Below are 22,245 nucleotides of genomic sequence, written 5' to 3'. Positions count from 1 at the left end.
GCGGCCTCAGTGTGCGATGTGGAGGCTGCCCTTGCTTTCGCGCGAAACGCCCTGGTCGGATGCCAGCGACTGCACGAGGCTGAGGATGCTCTGGCGAACGCGCTTGTCCTCGATGGAGGCGAATGCGGTGGCGAGCGCCACACATTCACGCGAACCCATGAATTCGCTGGCGGCATCACCCGTCAGCTCCGGCGTTGCGGTCGTTGCGCCCGGAACACCCTCGAAGAAGAACGGGATCGGAACGTTCAACACTTCGGCGATGTGCTGCAGACGGCTCGCGCCGACGCGGTTCGCGCCCTTTTCGTACTTCTGCACCTGCTGAAAGGTGATGCCGAGGCTTTCGCCAAGCTTCTCCTGGCTCATGCCGAGCATCGTGCGCCGCAGACGGATGCGTGAACCAACATGAACGTCGATCGCGTTAGGGGACTTTTTCAATCTTGCCACTCCAAGTACCAAATCTAGGATAGAACTTGCTCCAAATTTCTAAAAAGAGCAATGCTCTTGCTTTTTCATCCACCGGCGTTGTTCATGAAGTCCTAAAAAACAGCGGATGATTAGAGATGCATTCGATCGCGTTTTGAAGCTTAAAGCTGTAAAAAAGCGGGCAATTTATGACATCGGCAGGCGCGTGAGCGGGTCCGTGCGCCAACGAGACGTAGCGTGAGGCAACAAGTGGTTCACGGCGAATCGCATGGCCCGGCGTCGAGGGCCGGGCCACCGTCGTGTTTGCTCTTATTCTTTGAGTCGCACCGTCAACCGGCCTGCAGTGTGGCCGCAGAGGTCGCCGGAAGAATCGCTTCGGTGACGTAACCATTGTCGATGACCAGGCGCCCACCGCGGGCACGCGAGACACAGGCACAGATTCGCGGATCGTCCCGTCTCTCCTCCTGCGAGAAGAATACGTCGCGATGATCGAGCTCCGAGGAGCAGGAGACGATCTTGACCGCACACAATCCGCATTCGCCGCGGCGACAGTCAAAGATCATCGGCACGCCGGCCTCCATCAGGGCCTCCAGCATCGTCTGGTCTGCGCGCACCGATACAGTCGTGCCGAACCCTGCGACGTCCACCTCGAAGGGCTGTTCGGCAAAACGCCCGTTGTCGCCGAACACTTCATAACGCAGTCGGCTCGCCGGGCGGCCTGCCGCGCGCCAGGCCGTTTTGGCGGCCTCCAGCAGACCAAGCGGTCCGCAGATATAGACCTCGCCATCTTCCGGCAGGGTCGCGAATTCCGCTGCGAGGTCGAAGCTCTCGCCATCATCCTGCGAATAGGTGGCCAGCCGCTCGCCGAGAAGGCCCTTGAGCTCCGGCGCAAAGGCCATGGATGCGACATTCTTCGCGCCGTAGATCATACGCACCGGCTGGCCGCGCGCCGCCAATGCCTTCGCCATGCCATAAATCGGCGTGACGCCGACGCCGCCGGCGATCAGGAGGTACTGCGACGCGCGCCAGGACAGTTCGAAGCGGTTTTCCGGCTCGGTCACCTCCGTCGCGTCGCCGATTTTCAGCGTCCAGACATAGGCGGAGCCGCCGCGGCTGTTCGGATGCAGCTTTACCGCAATCGCAAGCGTTCCGGGGCGGCTTGGAATGACGGTATAGGTGCGGATGGCCGGCGCGCCGTTGATCACCACCTTGATGTTCGTATGGGAACCGGGATCAAAGCCGCTTGTCAGCGCCTCGACGGCAAATGTCACCAGCCGTATATCGGGCGCCGGTGTCTCGATCTCGACGACCTTTGCTTGGCGCCATTCCAGTTTCGAACGCATGAAATCCTCCCTGTCTCTTGCGCCCCGTTGCCGCATGCCTCCCTGCGGGCAACCGGTGCCTTGTCTTGATCTGTGTCTGGCGTCCCTCAGCCGGCCATCAGCGCCAGCGCGGCCACCTTGTCCTTCAGCTCCGGCCGTTCCTGCAGAACGAAGTCGAGGTTCTGCCGGGCAAGCCGTGCATGTTCGCGCGCCAGTGCTTCTGCCCGCGATCCTTCCCTGAGCTCAATTGCCGACAGGATCGCCTTGTGTTGTGCCTGCCCGACGATCAGCGTCTGCTGGAAAGCGCGTGCATGGCCTTCCGCGCCGACAAACGCGTTGGGGCTCGCAAACGGCAGGCGGCGTGCCCGCTCCAGTTCCCGTACCAGCAGATTGCTGCCCGACAGTTCGGCCAGCAGAGCGTGGAAACGGCCATTGAGGGCGGCATACCGTTCGAAATCCATGTCGGGCGGTGCGGGCTCGAAGGCTTCGTCCAGCTTGCGGACCACGTCGTGAATGGCCTTCAGCTTCGCTGGCGCCACGCCGCGTTCGGCCGCAAGGCGCGCTGCCGTTCCCTCCAGCACGCCGCGAAGCTCGATCGCATCGATGACATCCTCCTGGCTGAAGCGCCGCACCTGATAGCCACCCGAGGGGATGAGATCGACCAGCCCCTCAAGTTCCAGCTTCTGAAGGGCGGCCCTCAAGGGGGTGCGCGATACCTTGAGCCGCCCGGCGAGCAGGACCTCCGACAGGCGTTCGCCGGCAGCGATCTCGCCCTTCAGCACGAGATCGCGCAAGCCCGAGAGGGCTTTTTCCGTCTGTTGCCTGCCCAGTCCCTGTTCGCCGGCCATGGTTACTCCGCAGCCGCCGGGTATCGTGTGGCGGCACCGAGTTCCGCATCGATCATCTGATCGATCAGCCGGCGTGCCCACATCGATCCGGCGTCGATGTTGAGGTTGTAGAACTTGTGGTCCGGATTGGCGTCGATGGCGCGCTGCTGCGCCTCCAGCACCACCTCGTCTTCACGGAAGACGCCGGCCACACCTTCACGCAGTTCATGCGTGCGGGCCTGGTTCTTCAGGTCGTAATTGCGGGCAAAGGCCCAGAAGTACAGACAGCTCTTTTCCGTCGAAGGCGTAATCGTGTTCAGCACGAAGCCGTTGACGCCCTTGGAGCGGTCGCCCTCTTTGGCGCCGGTTCCGGCTTCCGCCACGCCGACATCGATGGTGACGGTGCAGGGCGCCTCGAAGCGGATGATCTGCCAACGGTCGACCTTGCCGGGCTTGCCATACTGCTTCCGCCAGAAGGGCGGCGGATCGATATTGTCCATCCAGCGGGTGATATAGGCAAAACGATCCGAATGGGTCGCTTCGAAGGGAGCTTCCGCCACCGCGCGGTTGCCGATGGAGGAACCGTGCACGAAGGTCTCGTGCGTCAGATCCATCAGGTTGTCGACCACCAGGCGATAATCGCAGGCGACCTCGATCAGCTTGCCGTCGGCGGCCCAATCCGGGTCCTGGTTCCAGTGAAGATCGGGAATGAGCGCCGGATCGGCCAGTGCAGGATCGCCGGGCCAGATCCAGACGAAACGGTGCTTTTCGGCGATCGGATAGGATTTGACGCAGGCCGACGGATTGATGGTGTGCTGCGACGGCATGTATACACAGCGGCCGGTGTCGTCGAACTCCAGGCCGTGGTAACCACAGATGACATTGTCACCTTCGAGGCGGCCAAGCGACAGCGGAACAAGGCGGTGCCAACAGGCATCGGCCAGCGCGACCGCAGAGCCATTTTCCTTGCGATACAGGACAACCGGCTTACTGCAGATGGTGCGCGGCAGGAGCGCGCGTTTGAGTTCCACGTCATAGGCGGCGGCGTACCATGCGTTCAGCGGGAATGTGGGCTTCGTCATGATCTGTCCTCCTCAGATGGAGGACATTAAAACGAGCTGTATACATACTGTCAAGATCCGGGATTGAAATGCAATGATTACGCTATCGAATAAGCAATTTTCCAGTTATCACACAAAAGCTGTATACAGGCTCCGAGGCCCTCAAAAAAAAAAGGCTCCCCAGCCGCGATGTTCGCGACTGAGGAGCCGTCTTGGGTATGTTCAGCGCACCGTGTCAGTTGACCGAAGCGTGACTGCCGGCCGTGTCTTGCGCGTTGTGGCCGTGCTGGCGCAGCGGACGGTTGCCGGTCAAAAGCCGCGCCAGGATATAGAAGACGGGCGTCATGAAGATACCGAAGAAGGTCACGCCGATCATGCCGGAGAAGACGGCAACACCCATGGCCGCGCGCATTTCGGCGCCCGCACCGGTAGAAACCACCAGGGGGATGACGCCCATGATGAAGGCCATGGAGGTCATCAGGATCGGCCGCAGACGAAGGCGGCTTGCCTCGATTGCGGCCTGCACCGGCGTTCGTCCTTCGAACTCGAGTTCGCGGGCGAATTCGACGATCAGGATCGCGTTCTTCGCCGAGAGCCCCACCAGCACCACAAGCCCGATCTGGGTGAAGATGTTGTTGTCGCCGCCGGTGTACCAGACACCGGTCAGCGCCGCGAGCACACCCATCGGCACGATCATGATGATCGAAAGCGGCAGGGTCAGGCTCTCATACTGGGCGGCCAGTACGAGATAGACGAGAAGCAGCGCCAGCGGGAAAACGACGATGCTGGAATTGCCGGCAAGGATCTGCTGATAGGTGAGGTCGGTCCACTCGAAATCGATGCCTGCCGGCATGGTTTCCCGCAGGATCTTTTCGATGGCCGCCTGCGCCTGGCCCGAGGAGAAGCCGGGCGCCGGCCCGCCATTGATATCGGCGGCAAGGAAGCCGTTGTAGCGCGTCGTCCGTTCCGGCCCGGTCGAGGCTTCCACCTTCAAAAGTGCCGAGAGTGGGATCATCTCGCCGCTTTGCGAGCGCACCTTCAGCTGGCCGATATCCTCCGGCTTGGCCCTATACTGCGCATCCGCCTGGACCCGGACACTGTAGGTGCGGCCAAACGCGTTGAAATCGTTAACATACAGGGAACCCAGATAGATCTGCAGCGTCTGGAAGACGTCCGTTACCGACACACCGAGCTGCTGTGCCTTGACGCGGTCGAGATCGGCAAACAGCTGCGGCACGTTGACCTGGAAGCTGGAGAAGATGCCGGCAAGTTCCGGCGTCTGATAGGCCTTGGCGATGACCGCCTTGGTCGTTTCGTCGAGTGTCTGGTAACCGAAGCCCGCGCGGTCCTCGATCTGCAGCTTGAAGCCGCCTGTCGAACCGAGACCGTTGACCGGCGGCGGCGGGAACATCGCAATGAAGGCATCCTCGATGCCGGCATATTTCTGGTTCAGCGCCATGGCAATCGCACCGCCGGACAAAGACGGATCCTTGCGCTCCTCGAAATCATCCAGAACCGCAAAGACAATGCCGGCATTCGAACCGATGGTGAAGCCGTTGATCGACAGGCCCGGGAAGGCGAGCGCGTTCTTGACGCCCGGCTGCTCCAGCGCGATGTCGCTCATCTTGCGGATCACCTCTTCGGTGCGGTCGAGCGTCGCGCCATCCGGCAGCTGGGCAAAACCGATCAGATACTGTTTGTCCTGCGCCGGCACGAAGCCGCCGGGCACCGCATTGAACATGCTGTAGGTGGCGCCGACGAGAGCGATGTAGATCACCATCACCAGGCTCTTGCGGCTCAGCAGCCCGCCGACGGTGCGGCCATAACCACGCGATGCGGCGCCGAAAGCCCGGTTGAAACCGCGGAAGAACCAGCCGAACAGCCAATCCATGACGCGTGTCACCACATCCTTCGGAGCATGGTGGTCCTTGAGCAACAGGGCTGCGAGCGCCGGCGACAGGGTCAGTGAGTTGATGGCGGAAATCACCGTCGAAATGGCGATGGTCAGTGCGAATTGGCGGTAGAACTGTCCGGACAGGCCGCTGATGAAGGCGAGCGGTACGAAGACGGCGACGAGCACCAGCGCAATCGCGATGATCGGCCCGGACACTTCGCGCATGGCCCGATAGGTGGCCTCCCGTGGGGAATGCCCGTTTTCGATGTTGCGCTCGACGTTTTCGACGACGACGATCGCATCATCCACGACGATGCCGATCGCGAGCACCAAACCGAACAGCGTCAGCGCGTTGATCGAGAACCCGAAGGCATACATCACCGCAAACGTGCCGACGACGGAGACGGGGACGGCAATCAGCGGAATGATGGAGGCGCGCCAGGTCTGCAGGAACAGGATGACGACGAGCACGACGAGCGCGACCGCTTCCAGCAGGGTATCGACGACCTTCTCGATTGACGAGCGGACGAATTCCGTCGTGTCGTAGACGATCTCGTAGCGCACGCCATCGGGCATGGCCTTCTGCAGGTCCTGCATCGTCGCCTGCACAGCGTCCGAGATGGCAATCGCATTCGAGCCGGGCGCCTGGAATATCGGAACGGCAACGGCCGGTTCGCCGTCGAGCAGCGAGCGCAGGGAATAGTCGGCCGCACCAAGCTCGATGCGAGCGAGGTCTCGGAGCCTGGTGATCTCGCCATTCTCGCCGGTCTTGACGACGATGGCGCCAAATTCCTCCGGCGTCTGCAGCCGGCCGCGGGCGTTCACATTGAGCTGCAGGTCGACACCGGGAAGCGACGGGGAGGCGCCGATGATGCCGGCCGCTGCCTGGACGTTCTGCTGGCCGATCGCATTGGTGATATCGCTGGCGGCAAGGCCACGCTCGGCCACCTTCTGCGGATCAAGCCAGATGCGCATGGAATAATCGCCGGCCCCGAATACCTGCACCTGTCCGACGCCATCGATGCGGGCAAGCCGGTCCTTGACGTTCAGCGTGGCGTAATTGCGCAGATAGGTGAGATCATAACGGTCGCCGGTGGAGACCAGATGCACGACCATCATCAGATCGGGCGAACTTTTGACCGTGGTGACGCCGAGCGCACGCACCTCGGCCGGAAGCCTGGGCTCCGCCTGCGAGACACGGTTCTGCACGAGCTGCTGCGCCTTGTCCGGGTCGGTACCCAGCCGGAAGGTAACAGTCAGGGTCAGCACGCCGTCAGAGGTCGCCTGGCTCGACATGTAGAGCATGTCTTCAACGCCGTTGATCTGCTCTTCGAGTGGGGTTGCCACCGTCTGGGCGATCACCGTCGGGTTGGCGCCGGGATAGGTGGCGCGCACGACGACAGAGGGCGGCACTACCTCCGGATATTCGGAGATCGGTAACGCGCGCAAACCGATCAGGCCGGCGACCAGGATCAGGATCGACAGAACGCCTGCAAAGACCGGCCGGTCGATGAAAAAACGCGATATGTTCATGGGGGTAGACCCTCACGGAGGACAATGGAAAACCGTCCCGCGGCCAGAAGGCCGCAGGCTGTTCGAGATTGAGGATGCCAGGGTGGCGGGTTTAGTCGTTCAGCGCCGTTTGCTCCTGCGGCTGAACCACGGCGCCGGGGCGGATGCGCTGCAGGCCGCTGACGACGACGCGGTCACCGGCGGCAAGTCCCTTCTCGACGATCCGCTGACCATCGACCGGGGCGCCGAGTTCGATCTGCCGGTAAGCGACGGTATTGCCGCCATCGACCACGAAGACGAACTTCTTGTCCTGGTCGGTGCCCACGGCGCGTTCACTGATAACGAGCCGGTTTTCCGTGTTGGGCTGGCCCATGCGGATGCGGACGAACTGTCCGGGGATCAACCGGCCATCCGGATTGTCGAAGACGGCGCGCACACGGATCGTGCCGGTCGCGGCATCGATCTCGTTGTTGATCAACTGAAGGCGACCGGTGAGCGGCGCCGCATTGTCCGGCAGACTGACCTCGACGGGGATCTGTTCGAGCGAGGCAAGCCTGTCCTTCGCCGGCAGGACCGCGAGGATCTGCTGCAGGTAGTCTTCGTCGATGGTGAAACTCGCATAGATCGGATCAACGGAGACGAGCGTGGTGAGCGCCTGGGAGGTCGAACCTTCGGCGACGAGATTACCAACCGTCACCTCGAGCCGGCCGAGACGCCCGGCGATCGGCGCACGGATTTCGGTGTAACCGAGATTGAGTTCGGCCAGCCGCAAGGCCGCCCTGGCGGACTGGAGGGCCGCAAGCGCCGCCGCATGTGTGCTCTGGCGCTGCGCAAGATCGCTTTCGGAGATCGTATTGCGCGCCATCAGCGTCGTGCCGCGATCGAGTTCCGTTTTGGCGAGATCAAGCCTCGCCTGTGCCGAAGCGACCTCACCGCGGGCCTGATCAACGGCCGCCTTGAAGGGTTCCGGGTCGAGGCTGACGAGCAGGTCCCCCTGCTTGACCAGGCCGCCTTCGCGGAAATGCACCGCCTGGATGGCGCCGGCCACCCGTGGGCGGATCTGCACCCGGTCGACGGCTTCGAGACGGCCGGAAAATTCCCGCCATACGGTGACGGAACGGGGTTCGACGGTGGCAACGGTGACCGGCACGGCCGGCGGGGCGGCGGCAGCCGGGGCTGCCCGTGCGTCGCGCGGCTGGTCCAGATAAAGCGAGCCACCGGCGATTGCCAAAGCAGTGGCCAAAGCGGTCCCCCACAGGGCCGCATTCCTGATCCTTGCGGTCATGACAACTCTCCTTCGGTTCTATTCAGAACCGCACTGTGATGATGGGCGGGCTCCGTGCCCGCCGTCTAGGTCGACAGTTCCTTGAGGAACCGCGAGATGTCGGCTGAGACCTGCGAGCGCCACTCGCCGTCTTGGCCGCTGTAGATCCCGGTCCAGCCGCAGGTATCCGGCAGGATACGAGTAGTGACTGGCACATTGGCCGCCTCTAACCGTGCGGCATAGTCCAGGGTCTCGTCGCGCAGCGGATCGTCATCCGATGTCACGATGAGCGAGGGCGCCACCCCGGCGAGCCGCGAACAGAGGCAGGGTGCCGCATACGGATGCTGGTAACCGCAGGCGGAGGCCAGATAGTGGCTCCATCCATCGGACCAGCGCGTCCGCATGCCGATGGCGTCGGCCCTGTTGAACGATCCGGTCACCATACGCGGGTCGATCATCGGCGACAGGAGAACCTGTCCTGCCAGTTCATCCCGCATATAGTCTCGTGCCTTCAGCGCCAGGCTGGCGGCCAGATTTCCGCCGGCCTCGTCCCCAGCCAGCAGGAGCGGCGAGCGGGCGGTTGCAAACCGCTTGCGCTTCGCCACAAGGTATTTCAGGGCACCAAACCCGCATTCCAGTGTCCGCGGGAATACATTTCCCGAGTCACTGCTGTAATCCGCCTCGACCACCAGTGCGCCGGCATCGGCAAGCGCAAGTGCCGCAGGCGAATCTGCAACGGCTCGATCTTGGTCCAGAAAGGCATGGCCTCGCAGATACAGGACCAACGGTTGCTGCCGGACCTCTGCTTTTCCCTCGTAGACACGGTAGGGGAGGGGGAAACTCCTCTCACGGTCTTCGGGTATCTGCCATTGCCGTGCCATCGGCCCTGCTTTCGTCGCGCCAGCGGAAGGAGTGCCCTTTCGCTTCGATGCAATTTATATTATTGTTCCGTTCAGATGCACAAGTATTCGAATTTAGGAAACTCTATTCCGAATTTCGGGACAATGATGCGGTGCGCAATGACGGAGCATGAGGGATGGACCAGCTTACGGCCATGAGGGTCTTCACCCGTGTAGTGGAAACCGGCAACTTCTCCAAGGCGGCATTGTCGCTCAAGATGCCGAAGACAACGGTGACCAATCTCGTTCAGGGGTTGGAGGGGCATCTGGGAACGAAGCTGCTCAATCGCACCACCCGCCAGGTCGTGGTGACGAATGATGGCGCGCTGTATTACGAACGGGCCTCCCGGCTTCTGGCGGAACTGGACGAATTGGACGGCAGCCTGTCAAGTTCTCAGGCTCAACCCTCCGGAAAGGTGCGGGTCGCCTTGTCCGGTGCCTTTGCCGATCAGCTCGTCATGCCGGCTCTGTGCGATTTCCACACGCGTTATCCGAAGATCCAGCTGGAATTCGATATCGGTGACCGGATCGTCGATTACATTGCCGAAAACGTTGATTGTGCGCTGAGGGGCGGGACGCCGAATGATCAATCGTTGGTGGCGCGCAAGGTGGCGGAATTGGAACTGCGGACCTATGCTGCGCCGCTTTATCTGCAGCGAAAGGGCGTGCCGCAACATCCGAACGATCTCGAAAACGAGCACACCGGCATTGGATATATGAAAGCCTATGAGGGGCGTCATTTTCCAATGGTCTTCCGCAAGGACGATGCGGTGATCGAGGTTCAGCCGCAATACGTGATCTCGGTCAACGAGGCGAGAAGTTATGTAGCTGCTGCGATTGCCGGAATCGGCGTTGCGCAGACCGTCTCCTTCATGGTGCGCGATGCGGTCGCCCGAGGCGAACTGGTGGAAATCCTTGGCGACTGGCCGCGCGATCCGATCCCACTCTACATCGTTTATCCGCAAACCCGGCATCTCAGCAACAAGGTGAGGGTGTTTGTCGATTGGTTGGCGAAGATGTTGCAGGACGTCGAACGGTCCGAATGCAATCGGGGCCGCATAGCGGCCGAGACAGCAGCGGGTCGCAATTCCCAGGATTTGATTGCCACCAAACGGGTTTCCGCCTGAGGTTATTGTCCATCATAAATGGCGCGGGGGCGCATGCACGTTGCTGCGCCCCCGAGAGTTCGGGCCACTAGGCGACGTTCTGCGTCTTCCCGAAGCCGGAAAGGGCTGCGCCCGAATCGGAGAAAAGGCGGGCGAGATCGATGATGACGACGAAGCCGCCGTTGCGGCGCACGACGCCGGCGATGTAGTCGGAACGCCAGCGGATGCCGATGTCGGGGGCATCCTCGATCTGGCCGCTCTGGAACGGCACGACCTCGTAGACCCTGTCGGCCACCAGCCCGAGCGCCAGGACCCGGCCCTCCACCGGCACGTCGAGCACCAGGATACGCGTGTGCGGCGTTTTTTCGGTGCGGCTCATGCCGAGCCTCAGGCGCAGATCGATGACGGGCACGCCCTGGCCGCGCACGTCGCGAAGACCGAGAAGGTAATCGGGACCATGCGGGATCTTGAACGGATCCTCGTGGTCCAGGATCTCCCGGACCACGTCGACCGGCACGGCGAAGATCTCTTCGCCGAGGCTGAATGTCACGAACTGTGCTTCTGAGGCTGTTGACATGGTTCAGGCACTTTCCCGAAAGTTAACGTCATCGTCATCCGGTCCGCCCATCGAAAGATCGAGGGCAAACCCCTTCACGCGCGCCTGCTGACCGGCTACGGAAGCATCCGGCCGGCGCTGTAGGCCCGCGTTTTTTTGCCCCGCCGCCTTCGGTTGCGCAGGCTTTGTGGCGCCCGCAACACGCGGGGCGCCTGCCCGCTCGACACGGAAGAAGGCGATGGAGGCCTGCAATTCTTCCGCCTGGGCGGCAAGTTCTTCCGAGGTGGCCGACATCTCTTCCGACGCTGACGCGTTCTGCTGCGTCACCCGGTCGAGTTGCTGGATTGCCTCGTTGATCTGGGCGGAGCCGATGTCCTGTTCACGGCAGGCAGCCGAGATTTCGGCGACGAGTTCCGCCGTCTTCTGGATATCCGGCACCAACCGGTTCAGCATTTCGCCGGCTTCGGTCGCGACTTGGACGGTGTCACCCGAGAGCGCCGAGATTTCGGCGGCAGCAGCCTGGCTGCGTTCGGCAAGCTTGCGGACTTCGGACGCGACGACCGCAAAACCCTTGCCGTGTTCGCCGGCACGGGCAGCCTCGACCGCAGCGTTCAGCGCCAGCAGATCGGTCTGGCGAGCGATTTCCTGCACGATCGAGATCTTCTCTGCGATCGTGCGCATGGCGCTGACCGCCTTGCTGACGGCCTTGCCGGAGGTCTCGGCATCCCGCGACGATTGACGGGCGATCTTTTCCGTCTGGGCGGCGTTTTCGGCATTCTGCTTGATGTTGGCGGCCATTTCTTCCATCGAAGCCGAGGCCTGTTCGGCGGCGGATGCCTGTTCGGTCGCGCCCTGAGAGAGCTGCTCCGAACTTGCCGAGAGTTCCTGGCTGCCGGACGAGACGTTGTCGGAGGCCGAAAGCGCATCGCCGACGACACCGCGCAGGCGTTCCACCATGGATTCAAGCGCAATGCCAAGCGAGTCTGAATCGGACTGCCGGCGAGCATTGATCGTCAAATCGCCTTCCGAAATGGCCTTTGCGATCACTGCGGTCTTCTGCAGATAACGGCTCATATTCTGCATCGATATGCCGAGCGTATCCTTGTCCGACAGCGTCTTCACAGCAACGCTGATATCGCCGACGGCAATGCGGTCCGCTACAGCAGCCGTCTGGCGCAGGTTTTCCGTCATGACGTTCACCGTATCGATGACGTCCTTGATCTCGTCATTCGAGGTGACAGTGAGCTTTGCGTTCAGATCTCCAATGGCAACGGCACTGGCCGCGTGCTGGATCTGGCTGAGGCCGCGCTGAATGCCGCGCAGGATGAAGAAGGAGGTCGAGACCCCGACCAAAAGCGCGATCGTCAGCATCGCGGTGATCACGACGATCGTCGATTGTTTTGTCGCGGCGGCATGATCTTCGGCAGCCTGCATCTGTTTCTTGTTGGTCTCCATACGACCGGCAAGCGTTGTTTCGACCTTCTGCATCAACGGCCCGCTGACCTCTTCGATCATCACGTGCGCTTCGTGCATCTTGCCGTTGCGAACGAGCGCCCTGATCTGATCGTCGATCCGGGCGATGTCATCCGCGGTCACGACGAGTTCGGCATAGGCTCTTTTACCGGCTTCGGTCTCTGCGCGGTCGGCGGCCCATTGTGCGCTTTCCTTGAAGGCCCTGCGACTTTCATCGCTGGTCTGGATATGGCGAGCCATTTCGTCCGGCGTCGTCGCTTCGATCATGGCCATCTGGGCACCTTCGATTTTCATCTGATCGATGACCATGCCAAGACCGTTGGCCTGCCGGGCCACCGGTCCGGCAATGACGTCGTGCAGCGTTTGCCCGGCATCATTAACGGCATACAGACTGTAACCGCCCATGCCGAGCATCAAGCTAAGAAGAAGACCGAATGTAGCAGTCAATTTGGTTCTGAGGGTTAGGCGCATCACAATTGTTCCTCTTGCGCGAGCGCTTCTAGTTCAATCCGATCCCCCCAGAACGGAATTGTTTATGTTTGATGGGCAGAGCGCTTATGCGCTCTGCCTGAAGGCGGCATCGTCTTCATCCGGACCGCCCATGGACAGGTCCAGGGCGAAACCCTGGACGCGGGCCTGCTGAGCGGCAACACTGTGGGCCTGCGACGCGCGGGCAGCGGATGCCTTTGCAGCAGGAGCCCGGGATTTGGCCGTTTGACCGGTGGTCTTGGCGGCATGGCTCCGAACCGGACTCTTGGCCCGCTCGACACGGAAGAAGGCGATGGAGGCCTGCAGTTCTTCCGCCTGGGCGGCAAGTTCTTCCGAGGTGGCCGACATCTCTTCCGAGGCGCCGGCATTCTGCTGCGTCACCTTGTCAAGCTGCTGGATCGCTTCATTGATCTGACTTGCTCCGACATCCTGTTCACGGCAGGCAGCCGAGATCTCCGAGACGAGTTCCGCGGTTTTCTGGATGTCCGGAACCAAGCGGTTCAGCATCTCACCGGCTTCGGTCGCCACCTGCACGGTGTCACCTGACAAAGCCGAGATTTCGGCGGCAGCGGCCTGGCTGCGTTCGGCAAGCTTGCGGACTTCGGACGCGACGACCGCAAAACCCTTGCCGTGTTCGCCGGCACGAGCAGCCTCGACCGCAGCGTTCAGGGCCAGAAGGTCGGTCTGACGGGCAATTTCCTGGACGATAGAGATCTTTTCGGCAATCGTCCGCATCGCACCGACGGCCTTGTTGACGGCCTGGCCCGAGGTCTCGGCATCCCGCGAGGACTGGCGGGCGATCTTTTCGGTCTGGGCGGCGTTTTCGGCATTCTGCTTGATGTTGGCGGCCATCTCTTCCATGGCGGCCGATGCCTGTTCGGCGGCGGATGCCTGTTCGGTCGCGCCCTGGGAGAGCTGTTCCGAGCTTGCCGAGAGTTCCTGGCTGCCGGACGAGACATTGTCGGAGGCCGAAAGTGCATCCTCAACAACGCCGCGCAGGCGATCGACCATGCTGGCGAGCGCCCGACCGAGCGTGTCCTTATCGGAAAGTGCCTTCGGCTGAACCATCAGGTCGCCGCCGGCAATCTGATCAGCAATGGTGGCGGTCGCGCGCAGGTTGGCGGTCATGCGTTTCATTGCATCGACGAGATCCTTGATCTCATCATTTGAAGTGTGTTCGACCTCATGAGAAAGGTCACCGATGGCAACCGCTTCGGCAAGGCTTATTCCGCGGTTCAGACCTCGGCTGATCGAAAGAGACATCCAGATTGCGACAGCAATCGCAAACAGCGCGCAAAGCCCGATTCCACCGATGACCAGAAGCGTGGCCGACTCATAGATGGCAACCCCTTGGCTGGCTGCGGCGGCGCCACCTCTGCTGTTAAAGCTCACAACGGTCAACAGTGCATTGGACGCATCGTTAAAGGCTTTCAAGCCATCGCCATTGTAAATGGCCATTGCCTGGTCAGTCTCGTTGCGTGAAGCGAACTGATAGGCTTTGTCATGGAGTGCCATGTACTCCTTCCAATGACGTTGGAAGGTTTCGAACAAATTGCGCTCTTCCGTCGATGCGATATATCCTTCGTACTGGGTCTGAAGCTTTGCGATCATGTCGATCAAGCGCGCCTGCTCGCCTGTCCACTGTTTCATGCCGGCCTCGTCCTGCGCGATCACGTGCTGCAGTTCGGCGATGCGAAAGTCCGAGGTCGCAGTGTTGAGTTGGTTCGACGTGTCGACGGAAGGCATCCAGTTCGTGGCGACTTCGTTCGCCTTTTCATTGACATTGCCGATCTGCAGGAGGCTGAACGTCCCCAATGCGGCAATCAATATGACAAGGAAGCCAAAGGCCAACGCCAGTTTCAGTTTGATGGTGAACCGCATTGCAAGTCCCTTCAATGAGCAGATTCAGTGTTTTATGGACGTTGCATCCGTCCGGTTGCCATGCCCCCTCGGCACGGCGAGATCTCGCTCATGAGACCCTGGTTATGTTCGGTCCGGAGATACACCCCGGCCGACGTAGCGATCAGGTTCGAGGACCCGATGTGTCTGCTCCGCGCTCGTTCTGAGCGGAGAAGATTGTTTTGAGATTTGGAATGATGATGAACTCGCCGTGTCTTCGGACGAGGCAGTCGATGAAGTCCGGTCTCCATCGCATGCCGACGCTGGGCGGCGGTTCGCCATGGGATTTTTCAAGCGTCGTGACCTCGTGCACCTTGTCGGTGCGGATGCCGGTCAGTGTTGCCTCACCGTCGATGTCGAGTTCGATGACGATGATGCGGCTGTCGATGGTGGTGGTGGTCGCCTCCATGCCGAAGGCGAGCCTTATGTCGGCGAGCGGGATGACCTTGCCGCGGAAGTTGATGACGCTGGCGACAAAGGGTTTGGCGCCCGGCACGGCCGTTTCCGACAGGAGGTCGAGGATTTCCTGGACGTGGACCGCTTCGAGCGCGAACATTTCGCCGGCGATTTCGAAGGTGAGGACTTCCAGTTCCTCGCGGCCTTCCCAGAGGTGTTCGGGTAGTTTGCGCAATGCTTCGCTCATCCTGCCGCGCGCAAATGCGCCTCCTGTTGCTGACCGGCCGCCACCAGATGGGCGACATCGAGGATTAGGGCGACACCACCGTCGCCGAGGATCGTGGCGCCCGAGAAGGTGACCACGTCATGATGCAGCTTGGACATCGCCTTGATCACCGTCTGGTGGTCGCCGATGATCTGGTCGACGACGAGGCCGACGCGTTCGGCGCCGGTGGAGATGACCACCACCTTCTGGAAGGGATCGGGTTTGGTGCCGGTCTCGAAGAGGTCGCGCAGGCGGATGAAGGGCACCAGGCTGTCGCGCAGCGAGATGAAGCTGCGGCCGCGCGAGCGCATGTCCTCCTCGACGGAAAGCTCGAGGCATTCTTCCACCGCCGAGAGCGGGATGACGTAACGGCCCGTCCCGACCCGCACGAGCAGGCCGTCGATGATGGCGAGCGTCAGCGGGATGGCCAGCGAGATCTCGGAGCCTTCGCCGGGTTTGGAGACGACGTTGATCGTGCCGCGCAGCGCATCGATGGTGCGCTTGACCACATCCATGCCGACGCCGCGGCCGGACAGGTTCGTCACCTGCTGGGCGGTGGAGAAACCGGGCTGGAAGATCAGCTGCAGGAGTTCCTGGTCGGAGAGGCTGGCATTGGGCGCGATCAGGCCGGAACTTTCCGCCTTGGCGCGCACCCGCTCGCGGTTGATGCCGCGGCCGTCGTCCTTGATGGTGATGATCACCTCGCCGGCCTGCTGGCGGGCGGAGAGGAAGATGCGGCCCGTCGGCGACTTGCCGGCGGCGCGGCGCTCGTCGGCGCTTTCCAGGCCGTGGTCGCAGGAATTGCGCACCAGATGCACGAGCGGATCGGCCAGCCGTTCGATGACGCTCTTGTCGACCTCGGTGGTCTCGCCTTCGGTGACGAGTTCGATCGCCTTGCCGGTCTCGATGGCAAGATCATGCACGAGGCGGCGGAAACGGCCGAAGAGCTGGGCAACGGGCACCATGCGCAGCACCATCATCGTGTCGCGCAGCTCGCCCGACAGGCGCTCCACATCTTCCGAGACGGCGCGCAGCATCAGGTCGCCGCTAGAGCCGGCCAGCTGGCTGAGGCGCGACTGGGCAATCACCAGTTCGCCGACACGGTCCATCAGTTCGTCGAGGCGTTCGGCCGGCACGCGGACATTTTCCGCGGCTTTCTGCTGTTTGGCGTCGGCTTGCGGCGCACCGCGGCCAGAAGCGGCGGGCGTGGCCGGCGCGGTAACCGGCGCGGCAACCGGGGCGGCCGGGGCCGGCGGGACAGCAGACGGTAGAGAGGCTGCGGGTGCCGCAGCGACCGGGGCGGTGGCCGGGCTGACTGAAACGGCCGGAGCCGCAGGAGTTGCAGGAGCGGCAACCGCAGCCGGGGCGGCCTCCGGCTCGACGACCGTCACCACAAGCTCCATCTCGTCCATGACGAAGATGAACACGTCGTCGATCGCCGAACGCGGCTTGTCGGTGACAAGCTCGACGTCCCAGCGGACATAAAGATCGGTGGCAATCAGATCATCGATCGCCGGAATGCGGCTGAGATCGGCGCGGATGGTCGCCGTGCCAAGCTCGGCAAGCTCGTCCAGAAGCCCGACCGGATTGGTGCCGTTCGCCATGGCGTTCTGCGGCAGGCCGATGCGGATCCTGTAGGTGGTGGTGGCGGATTTTTGCCCAGCCGCCGAAGCGGCCTCGACCGGTGCGGCCGGCGATGCGACCGGCGATGCGGCCGATGATGCGACAGGACCAGCATGGGCGGCAGGTGTCGCCCCTGCCGGATGACCGGCGGCGGCGACGGCGGCGCGCAGACGCGACAGAAGCGTCTCGCTGACGGCGTCATGATCACCGCCCGGCACCTCGATCAAGGCCCGCATGTGGTCGGTGGCGCCAAGGACGGCGGTCACCAGATCATGGGTTGCCGGCACGATGCCCTTGCGCACCTGATCGAAGGCCGTTTCGCAATGATGGGTAAAGGCGGCCAGCGCCTCGAAGCCGAACATGGCCCCGGACCCTTTCAGCGTATGCAGCCCGCGAAAGACCGCATCCACCTGCTCCTTGTCGGAGAGATCGTGGTTGAGATCCAGAAGACCCGATTCCACCTGCTCCAGCAGTTCGGCGGCCTCGGTGCGGAAGACGGCAATCGGATCTGGGAAACTCATCGGCCAAGCACCTTCTTGACGATCTTGACCAGGCTTTCCGGGTCAAACGGCTTGGTCAGCCAGCCGGTCGCCCCGGCAGACTTCGCCTGCTGTTTCAGCTCGTTGTCGGATTCCGTCGTCAGGAAGATCACCGGAACCCCCATGCAGGACGGGATCTTGCGCAGCTCGCGGATCATCGTCAGACCGTCCATGTTGGGCATGTTCAGGTCCGTCACCACCAGATCGAACTGGCCGCCCTTCAGCTTGCTGAGCCCGTCCATGCCATCCACCGCCTCGGTGATGGCATAACCGGCATTGGACAAGGCGACACGCGTGGTCAGCCGGATGCTGGCGGAATCGTCGACGGTCAAAATGCGGGCGTTCATGGCATTACTCCTTCGTGAAGCCAGAAGCGACGATCCTCCGCCGTCATGCCAGACAGAAACCCGGATCGCTCGAGAAGATCCAAAAGGTTCCCGTCCGCCGCACGCGACAGACGAACAACACGACCGGCCGTGCCCGCATAAACACGGGCTGATTCCAAAAGTTGAAGAAAACTCAGATCACACACCAGATCGGACGAAACCGATATCTCAACGTTCTCATGACCAAGAAGCGCACCAAGCAATGCCTCCTGATGCCCGCCAACAAAACGAACCGTCAGGGGGTCGCTCAGGACCAGTTTTTCGGATGGACTCGTCATCGTCGGCACGGTGCTCCCGGGCATGGAATCAGTTGACCCAAGGATGCGGAGCCGGATTTAAAAAACCGCTAATAAAAACTCTGCTTCGTCGCATTTAGAGCAATAAAGACCCGGACATCCACAGTGGATGCGGGTTTGTGCAAGAACGTGACACAGAAGGTATATTAGCGCCTTTGTTTCGTTGCCAAGTGGTATTCAGTAACCACGTTGGCGGTCCACCAGGCCGATCGGGGCGAGGCCTTGGCGATAACGACGGATGTTATCGATAACGGCCGCTGCGGCGGTGTGTGGTTGGGTGACGCTGGCGATGTGCGGGGTCAAGATGATCTTCGGATGTTGCCAGAAGGGATGACCGGTTGGAAGCGGCTCCGGTTCGGTAACATCGATGACCGCGCCAGCCAGATGACCCCGATCGAGTGCGGCGAGAAGATCGGCTTCGTTCAGTTGTGGTCCCCGCCCGACATGGACGAGACTTGCGCCGTCTGGCAGGCTCTCGAAGAGCTGGGCGTTCAGGAAACCGCGCGTCTCGTCGGTCAGCGGCAGGAGGCAGACCAGGATATCGCTGGAGGACAACAGATCTACAAGCCCCGCATCGCCGTGGTGGCAGGTCACGCCATCGATGCTGCGGGCCGAGCGGCTCCAGCCGGCGAGCGGAAAGCCGAACGGTTTCAGACGCTCCAGAACCGCCTGGCCCAGTTGGCCAAGGCCAAGAACGCCGACCCGTCGATCCGCCGCCTGCGGCTGAGGCAAGGCTTTCCAGGTCTCCGACCGCTGCTGTGCGAGATAGGCCGGCATCTGGCGATGCAGCGTCAGGACGGCGAGGGTGACATATTCCTGCATCATCCGGACAATGCCGTCTTCGACCATCCGCACGACCTTGACGTCATCCGGTACGACATGGAGATGAAACTGGTCCACTCCGGCGCCGATCGAAAACAGGATCTCCAGGTTGCGGTATCTCCCAATATCAGCCGGAACCGTCCAGGTCAGGATGAACCGCACATCATCCGGATCAACGGAGGCCGCATCCATGACGAACGGAAGGTCGGGCAGGGCCGCCGCAAAGGCCTCCCGGAAGATCGCGCCGCGTTTTGCATCCGAATTGAAGAGAAAAGTCATGGAAATCCCAAGTGTCTGTTGTCCGGCGTGACGCAAGGCGGCCGATTGTCCGTCGTGCTCTATCCTAAGCATGGCGCATCTTCGCATTTGCCGAAGCGGTCTTTCGCTCAGTGGATTGTTTGGAAAAGGACCTATCTGGCAGACGATTGTTTCAGCAGGTTACAGGACGTGCATCAACACGGCAGTACTGGCGGCTCTTTGCGCCTGCTGTCAGTGTCCGGCAAGCGCTTGTTCGATCGCATCGATCACCTGTTGGAAGGCCGCCGGTTTCGTCAGGTAGGCGAATGCGCCGCCGCGGATGGCGGCCTCACGGGTGTGGGCGTCGCGATGCGAGGTCAGAAAGATCACCGGCGTCTTCCAGCCGGAGCGGTGCAGTTCATCCTGCAGGTCAAGGCCGCTGAGACCCGGCATGGCGATATCGACGATCATGCAGCCGATGGTGTCCCGCCGATCGAAGCCGAGCAATTCCTCGGCCGATGCGAAGAGCGCAGAGCCATAACCATAGGAATGGACAAGGTCTTCCAGGGCTTCGCGGATGGCAGGATCGTCGTCGACGATGGCGATGGTGGGGACGGCGGGCACGTGCGGGGACCTTCTGAGGGACAGATGTCCGTTATGCGCCCGTCACCGTTCGAATGATACCATACTAAGAGACAGGTGGGACTAGGATGCGGGTGGATCCTTGCCGGGACCGAGCAGTTCCGCCTTGCGGACGAGATCCGCCACGGAGCGGGCTGCCATCTTACGCATGACATTGCCGCGATGCAGCTTGACGGTGACCTCGCTGATGCCGAGATCAAAGGCGATCTGTTTGTTCATCAGCCCCTTGACGACGGCATCCATCACCTCCCGTTCCCTGGGCGTCAGGGTTTCGGCAAGGGCGATGACCGCAGTGTTCTGGGCGGTCCGTGAGCGCCGCTCGGCATCCTGTTTCAAGGCGCTCGCCACGGCATCCAGCATGTCCTGTTCCTTGAAGGGTTTCGTCAGGAAGTCGATCGCTCCGGCCTTCATGGCCCGCACCGTCATGGGGATGTCGCCGTAACCGGTCATGAAGATGACCGGCATCCTGTTGCCCATCCGATCGAGCTGTGCCTGGAAATCAAGACCGTTGATGCCCGGCAGGCGGATGTCGAGCAGGATGCAGCCGGACCTCTCCAGATCCGCGCCAGCCAGGAAGGCTGCGGTGCTTTCGAACGCCTGGCTGTCGAAACGCATGGATTGAAACAGGTCCGACAGGGATTCCCGCATTGAGAGGTCGTCATCGATGATGAAGACGATCGGCTCCTCGACTTCTGGTGAGGGCGCGTGACGCTCAGGCATTGGCGGCCTCCGGGACGACATCCGCCTCAACCGGCAGGACCATACGGAAGACCGCGCCTCCATCTGCGTGGTTTTCTCCTTCCAGCCTGCCACCCCTCTGTTCCAGCGTGCTCCGGCAGATGGAGAGCCCCATGCCCAGGCCCGAGGTTTTGGTGGTAAAGAACGGCCTGAACAGCTTGTCGCGGACATCGCTTGCCAAGCCGGGGCCGGTATCGCGGATCTCGACGCAGATCCGGTCATGTTCGCGTCTGAAAGAGACGAAGATAGTCCCCTCGGCAAGGCCGGCGCCTTCGATCGCCTGGATCGCGTTGGTCAGCAGGTTGATCAGGACCTGCTGCAACTCGATCCGAACGCCCTGGATGGTCGCCGCTTCATCCGGCCTCGCAAGGTCGAGGCGGACATTGGCCCGCCGCAGGTCATGTTCCAGCATGGCTGCTGTCTCTTCCGCAAGCGCATGCAGGTCAACGGCCTCCATCCGGCGCCGTGACGCGGCGAGAAGCTGACGGGTATTGTCGATCACATCGCCGGCCCGATGCCCGTCGCGGATGATCCGCTCCGCAGACCTTCGAGCGGCGGCAAGGTCCGGCGGATCGCGATTGAGCCAGCGCAGGAGGGTTTCGGCATTGAGGATGATCGCGCCGAGCGGCTGGTTCAACTCGTGCGCCAGTGAGGCCGACATGGTTCCGACCATCGTCGCCTTCGAAGCGGTGACCAGTTCCGCCTGGGCCTCGGCTAGCGCTCTGATCGCCATCTCTCGCTGGGTGACGTCGACCATGCTGACGACGACGCGGTGAAAAGCGGCCTGATCCTCGGGAAAGCTGATGCTGAGCAGAACGAGCTTGTCCTCGCCGTTTTCCGCCCGCACCAGAACGGTGTCCTCGAAGATCTGCTCGCCACGCACCATGGCCTGCAGCACCGCGACGAATGTCTCGCGGCTCGGCGCCAACGCGTTTGCCAGCATCGCATGCGCACCCGCATTCGGCCCGATCAGGTCGCGGGCGGCATCGTTGGCGGCAACGACCTCTATCAGGTCGATGCAGTGATCAACGAAGGACGGGTTGGCGCGGGCATGGGCGCGCATATCGACAATGCCCTGACGGACAAGGTCGGACAGATGCTGGCGAAGACGTGAATAATCCCGCTCCCACAGCGCGACACGCGTCCGCTCGAAGATGGAGCGATAACGCCTTTCGCTGTTGCGCATGGCACGGTTGGCACGCATCAGATCCTCCCGTGCCCGGGCAGCCTTCATGAGAAGGATCAGTGTCACGGCAAGTGCTGCAAGCGCGACCGTCAGGCGGATGGAAGCCTGCAGGTCGCCCGCGTCTCCGTGCGTTGAAAGAAAGGATGTCACTGCGGCAAGCGCAAACACAGCCGCCGTGGCGACCAGTCCGCCGGGAGAGGCACATTGCGAGGCGAGCAACAGCGCAACGACGTAGAGAACGGCAATCGCTCCTTCGATCTCGGTAAAGGTGTCGATGTAGAAGACGACCGCTGCCAGCAGGCATGACGCAAGCCCGAAGGCCCAGTTCTGCCTTCTGGTGTCACCCTCGCCGGAGCGAAAGAGCAAAGTTGCGACGGACATGATGCCAGA

At 61.9% G+C, this 22,245-nt stretch carries 18 protein-coding genes and 2 pseudogenes; 1 reads left to right on the top strand and 19 read right to left on the bottom strand.

What is annotated here, in order from left to right:
* Positions 1 to 6: 6 nt before the first annotated feature.
* The 7 genes from OU993_RS15770 to OU993_RS15740 all read right to left on the bottom strand — a co-directional run bounded on the left by OU993_RS15770 (position 7) and on the right by OU993_RS15740 (position 9,184).
* On the bottom strand, positions 7 to 444 hold the full coding sequence (locus OU993_RS15770) for a helix-turn-helix domain-containing protein (protein ID WP_268158964.1): 438 nt from the start codon (positions 442 to 444) through the stop codon (positions 7 to 9).
* A gap of 308 nt (positions 445 to 752) precedes the next feature.
* A complete protein-coding gene (locus OU993_RS15765; RefSeq protein ID WP_268158962.1) occupies positions 753 to 1,766 on the bottom strand; it encodes a PDR/VanB family oxidoreductase in 1,014 nt (337 codons plus the stop codon).
* Between the two features lie 86 nt (positions 1,767 to 1,852).
* Positions 1,853 to 2,593: a GntR family transcriptional regulator gene (locus OU993_RS15760; protein ID WP_268158960.1), complete on the bottom strand. Its 741-nt coding sequence runs from the start codon at positions 2,591 to 2,593 to the stop codon at positions 1,853 to 1,855.
* Positions 2,594 to 2,595: 2 nt separating this feature from the next.
* Positions 2,596 to 3,654, bottom strand: a complete 1,059-nt coding sequence (locus OU993_RS15755) for an aromatic ring-hydroxylating dioxygenase subunit alpha (protein ID WP_268158958.1) — start codon at positions 3,652 to 3,654, stop codon at positions 2,596 to 2,598.
* A 214-nt stretch (positions 3,655 to 3,868) separates the two neighbouring features.
* Positions 3,869 to 7,060, bottom strand: a complete 3,192-nt coding sequence (locus OU993_RS15750; RefSeq protein WP_268158956.1) for an efflux RND transporter permease subunit — start codon at positions 7,058 to 7,060, stop codon at positions 3,869 to 3,871.
* A 91-nt stretch (positions 7,061 to 7,151) separates the two neighbouring features.
* On the bottom strand, positions 7,152 to 8,324 hold the full coding sequence (locus OU993_RS15745) for an efflux RND transporter periplasmic adaptor subunit (protein WP_268158954.1): 1,173 nt from the start codon (positions 8,322 to 8,324) through the stop codon (positions 7,152 to 7,154).
* A gap of 65 nt (positions 8,325 to 8,389) precedes the next feature.
* On the bottom strand, positions 8,390 to 9,184 hold the full coding sequence (locus OU993_RS15740) for an alpha/beta hydrolase fold domain-containing protein (protein ID WP_268158952.1): 795 nt from the start codon (positions 9,182 to 9,184) through the stop codon (positions 8,390 to 8,392).
* Positions 9,185 to 9,339: 155 nt separating this feature from the next.
* On the opposite strand from OU993_RS15740, the gene OU993_RS15735 reads away from it, so the two are divergent.
* Positions 9,340 to 10,329 carry a LysR family transcriptional regulator gene (locus tag OU993_RS15735; RefSeq protein WP_268158951.1) on the top strand — a complete coding sequence of 330 codons (990 nt, stop codon included), beginning with the start codon at positions 9,340 to 9,342 and terminating at the stop codon, positions 10,327 to 10,329.
* A gap of 67 nt (positions 10,330 to 10,396) precedes the next feature.
* On the opposite strand, the gene OU993_RS15730 is transcribed toward OU993_RS15735, so the two are convergent.
* The 12 genes and pseudogenes from OU993_RS15730 to OU993_RS15680 all read right to left on the bottom strand — a co-directional run bounded on the left by OU993_RS15730 (position 10,397) and on the right by OU993_RS15680 (position 22,236).
* Complete coding sequence (locus tag OU993_RS15730) at positions 10,397 to 10,885, bottom strand: chemotaxis protein CheW (protein WP_268155745.1); 489 nt, start codon at positions 10,883 to 10,885, stop codon at positions 10,397 to 10,399.
* Between the two features lie 3 nt (positions 10,886 to 10,888).
* Positions 10,889 to 12,808, bottom strand: coding sequence for a methyl-accepting chemotaxis protein (locus OU993_RS15725; protein WP_268158950.1), 1,920 nt, complete (start codon positions 12,806 to 12,808; stop codon positions 10,889 to 10,891).
* 293 nt (positions 12,809 to 13,101) lie between these two features.
* Positions 13,102 to 14,044, bottom strand: a pseudogene (locus OU993_RS28890) (methyl-accepting chemotaxis protein); the annotation flags it as partial.
* Positions 14,045 to 14,185: 141 nt separating this feature from the next.
* Positions 14,186 to 14,707, bottom strand: a pseudogene (locus OU993_RS28885) (MCP four helix bundle domain-containing protein); the annotation flags it as partial.
* Positions 14,708 to 14,849: 142 nt separating this feature from the next.
* Positions 14,850 to 15,368: a chemotaxis protein CheW gene (locus tag OU993_RS15715; RefSeq protein WP_268158947.1), complete on the bottom strand. Its 519-nt coding sequence runs from the start codon at positions 15,366 to 15,368 to the stop codon at positions 14,850 to 14,852.
* A complete protein-coding gene (locus OU993_RS15710; protein ID WP_268158946.1) occupies positions 15,365 to 17,530 on the bottom strand; it encodes a chemotaxis protein CheA in 2,166 nt (721 codons plus the stop codon). Before OU993_RS15710 ends, OU993_RS15715 begins: the two co-directional genes overlap by 4 nt.
* On the bottom strand, positions 17,527 to 17,895 hold the full coding sequence (locus OU993_RS15705; protein ID WP_268155755.1) for a response regulator: 369 nt from the start codon (positions 17,893 to 17,895) through the stop codon (positions 17,527 to 17,529). Before OU993_RS15705 ends, OU993_RS15710 begins: the two co-directional genes overlap by 4 nt.
* Entirely contained in the window at positions 17,892 to 18,221 is a 330-nt protein-coding gene (locus OU993_RS15700; protein WP_326493843.1) for an STAS domain-containing protein, read from the bottom strand. The genes OU993_RS15705 and OU993_RS15700 overlap by 4 nt, the downstream gene beginning before the upstream one ends.
* A 186-nt stretch (positions 18,222 to 18,407) precedes the next feature.
* Positions 18,408 to 19,331, bottom strand: a complete 924-nt coding sequence (locus OU993_RS15695) for a 2-hydroxyacid dehydrogenase (protein WP_268158945.1) — start codon at positions 19,329 to 19,331, stop codon at positions 18,408 to 18,410.
* A gap of 210 nt (positions 19,332 to 19,541) precedes the next feature.
* A complete protein-coding gene (locus OU993_RS15690; protein WP_268158943.1) occupies positions 19,542 to 19,913 on the bottom strand; it encodes a response regulator transcription factor in 372 nt (123 codons plus the stop codon).
* Positions 19,914 to 19,994: 81 nt separating this feature from the next.
* Positions 19,995 to 20,651: a response regulator transcription factor gene (locus OU993_RS15685; RefSeq protein ID WP_268158941.1), complete on the bottom strand. Its 657-nt coding sequence runs from the start codon at positions 20,649 to 20,651 to the stop codon at positions 19,995 to 19,997.
* A complete protein-coding gene (locus tag OU993_RS15680; protein ID WP_268158939.1) occupies positions 20,644 to 22,236 on the bottom strand; it encodes a sensor histidine kinase in 1,593 nt (530 codons plus the stop codon). Before OU993_RS15680 ends, OU993_RS15685 begins: the two co-directional genes overlap by 8 nt.
* Positions 22,237 to 22,245 lie beyond the last annotated feature (9 nt).

The sequence above is a fragment of the Rhizobium sp. SL86 genome (assembly GCF_026672545.1).
Classification (GTDB): Bacteria; Pseudomonadota; Alphaproteobacteria; order Rhizobiales; family Rhizobiaceae; genus Neorhizobium.
This window is presented reverse-complemented; position numbering and strand designations above follow the sequence as displayed.

What these genes read in the sequence shown, in the direction of transcription:
- OU993_RS15750 (WP_268158956.1), bottom strand. Translation starts at nt 7,060, where the DNA reads ATGAACATATCGCGTTTTTTCATCGACCGGCCGGTCTTTGCAGGCGTT.
- OU993_RS15705 (WP_268155755.1), bottom strand. Translation starts at nt 17,895, where the DNA reads ATGAACGCCCGCATTTTGACCGTCGACGATTCCGCCAGCATCCGGCTG.
- OU993_RS15740 (WP_268158952.1), bottom strand. Translation starts at nt 9,184, where the DNA reads ATGGCACGGCAATGGCAGATACCCGAAGACCGTGAGAGGAGTTTCCCC.
- OU993_RS15715 (WP_268158947.1), bottom strand. Translation starts at nt 15,368, where the DNA reads ATGAGCGAAGCATTGCGCAAACTACCCGAACACCTCTGGGAAGGCCGC.
- OU993_RS15695 (WP_268158945.1), bottom strand. Translation starts at nt 19,331, where the DNA reads ATGACTTTTCTCTTCAATTCGGATGCAAAACGCGGCGCGATCTTCCGG.
- OU993_RS15760 (WP_268158960.1), bottom strand. Translation starts at nt 2,593, where the DNA reads ATGGCCGGCGAACAGGGACTGGGCAGGCAACAGACGGAAAAAGCCCTC.
- OU993_RS15710 (WP_268158946.1), bottom strand. Translation starts at nt 17,530, where the DNA reads ATGAGTTTCCCAGATCCGATTGCCGTCTTCCGCACCGAGGCCGCCGAA.
- OU993_RS15730 (WP_268155745.1), bottom strand. Translation starts at nt 10,885, where the DNA reads ATGTCAACAGCCTCAGAAGCACAGTTCGTGACATTCAGCCTCGGCGAA.
- OU993_RS15755 (WP_268158958.1), bottom strand. Translation starts at nt 3,654, where the DNA reads ATGACGAAGCCCACATTCCCGCTGAACGCATGGTACGCCGCCGCCTAT.
- OU993_RS15735 (WP_268158951.1), top strand. Translation starts at nt 9,340, where the DNA reads ATGGACCAGCTTACGGCCATGAGGGTCTTCACCCGTGTAGTGGAAACC.
- OU993_RS15745 (WP_268158954.1), bottom strand. Translation starts at nt 8,324, where the DNA reads ATGACCGCAAGGATCAGGAATGCGGCCCTGTGGGGGACCGCTTTGGCC.
- OU993_RS15765 (WP_268158962.1), bottom strand. Translation starts at nt 1,766, where the DNA reads ATGCGTTCGAAACTGGAATGGCGCCAAGCAAAGGTCGTCGAGATCGAG.
- OU993_RS15680 (WP_268158939.1), bottom strand. Translation starts at nt 22,236, where the DNA reads ATGTCCGTCGCAACTTTGCTCTTTCGCTCCGGCGAGGGTGACACCAGA.
- OU993_RS15685 (WP_268158941.1), bottom strand. Translation starts at nt 20,651, where the DNA reads ATGCCTGAGCGTCACGCGCCCTCACCAGAAGTCGAGGAGCCGATCGTC.
- OU993_RS15725 (WP_268158950.1), bottom strand. Translation starts at nt 12,808, where the DNA reads ATGCGCCTAACCCTCAGAACCAAATTGACTGCTACATTCGGTCTTCTT.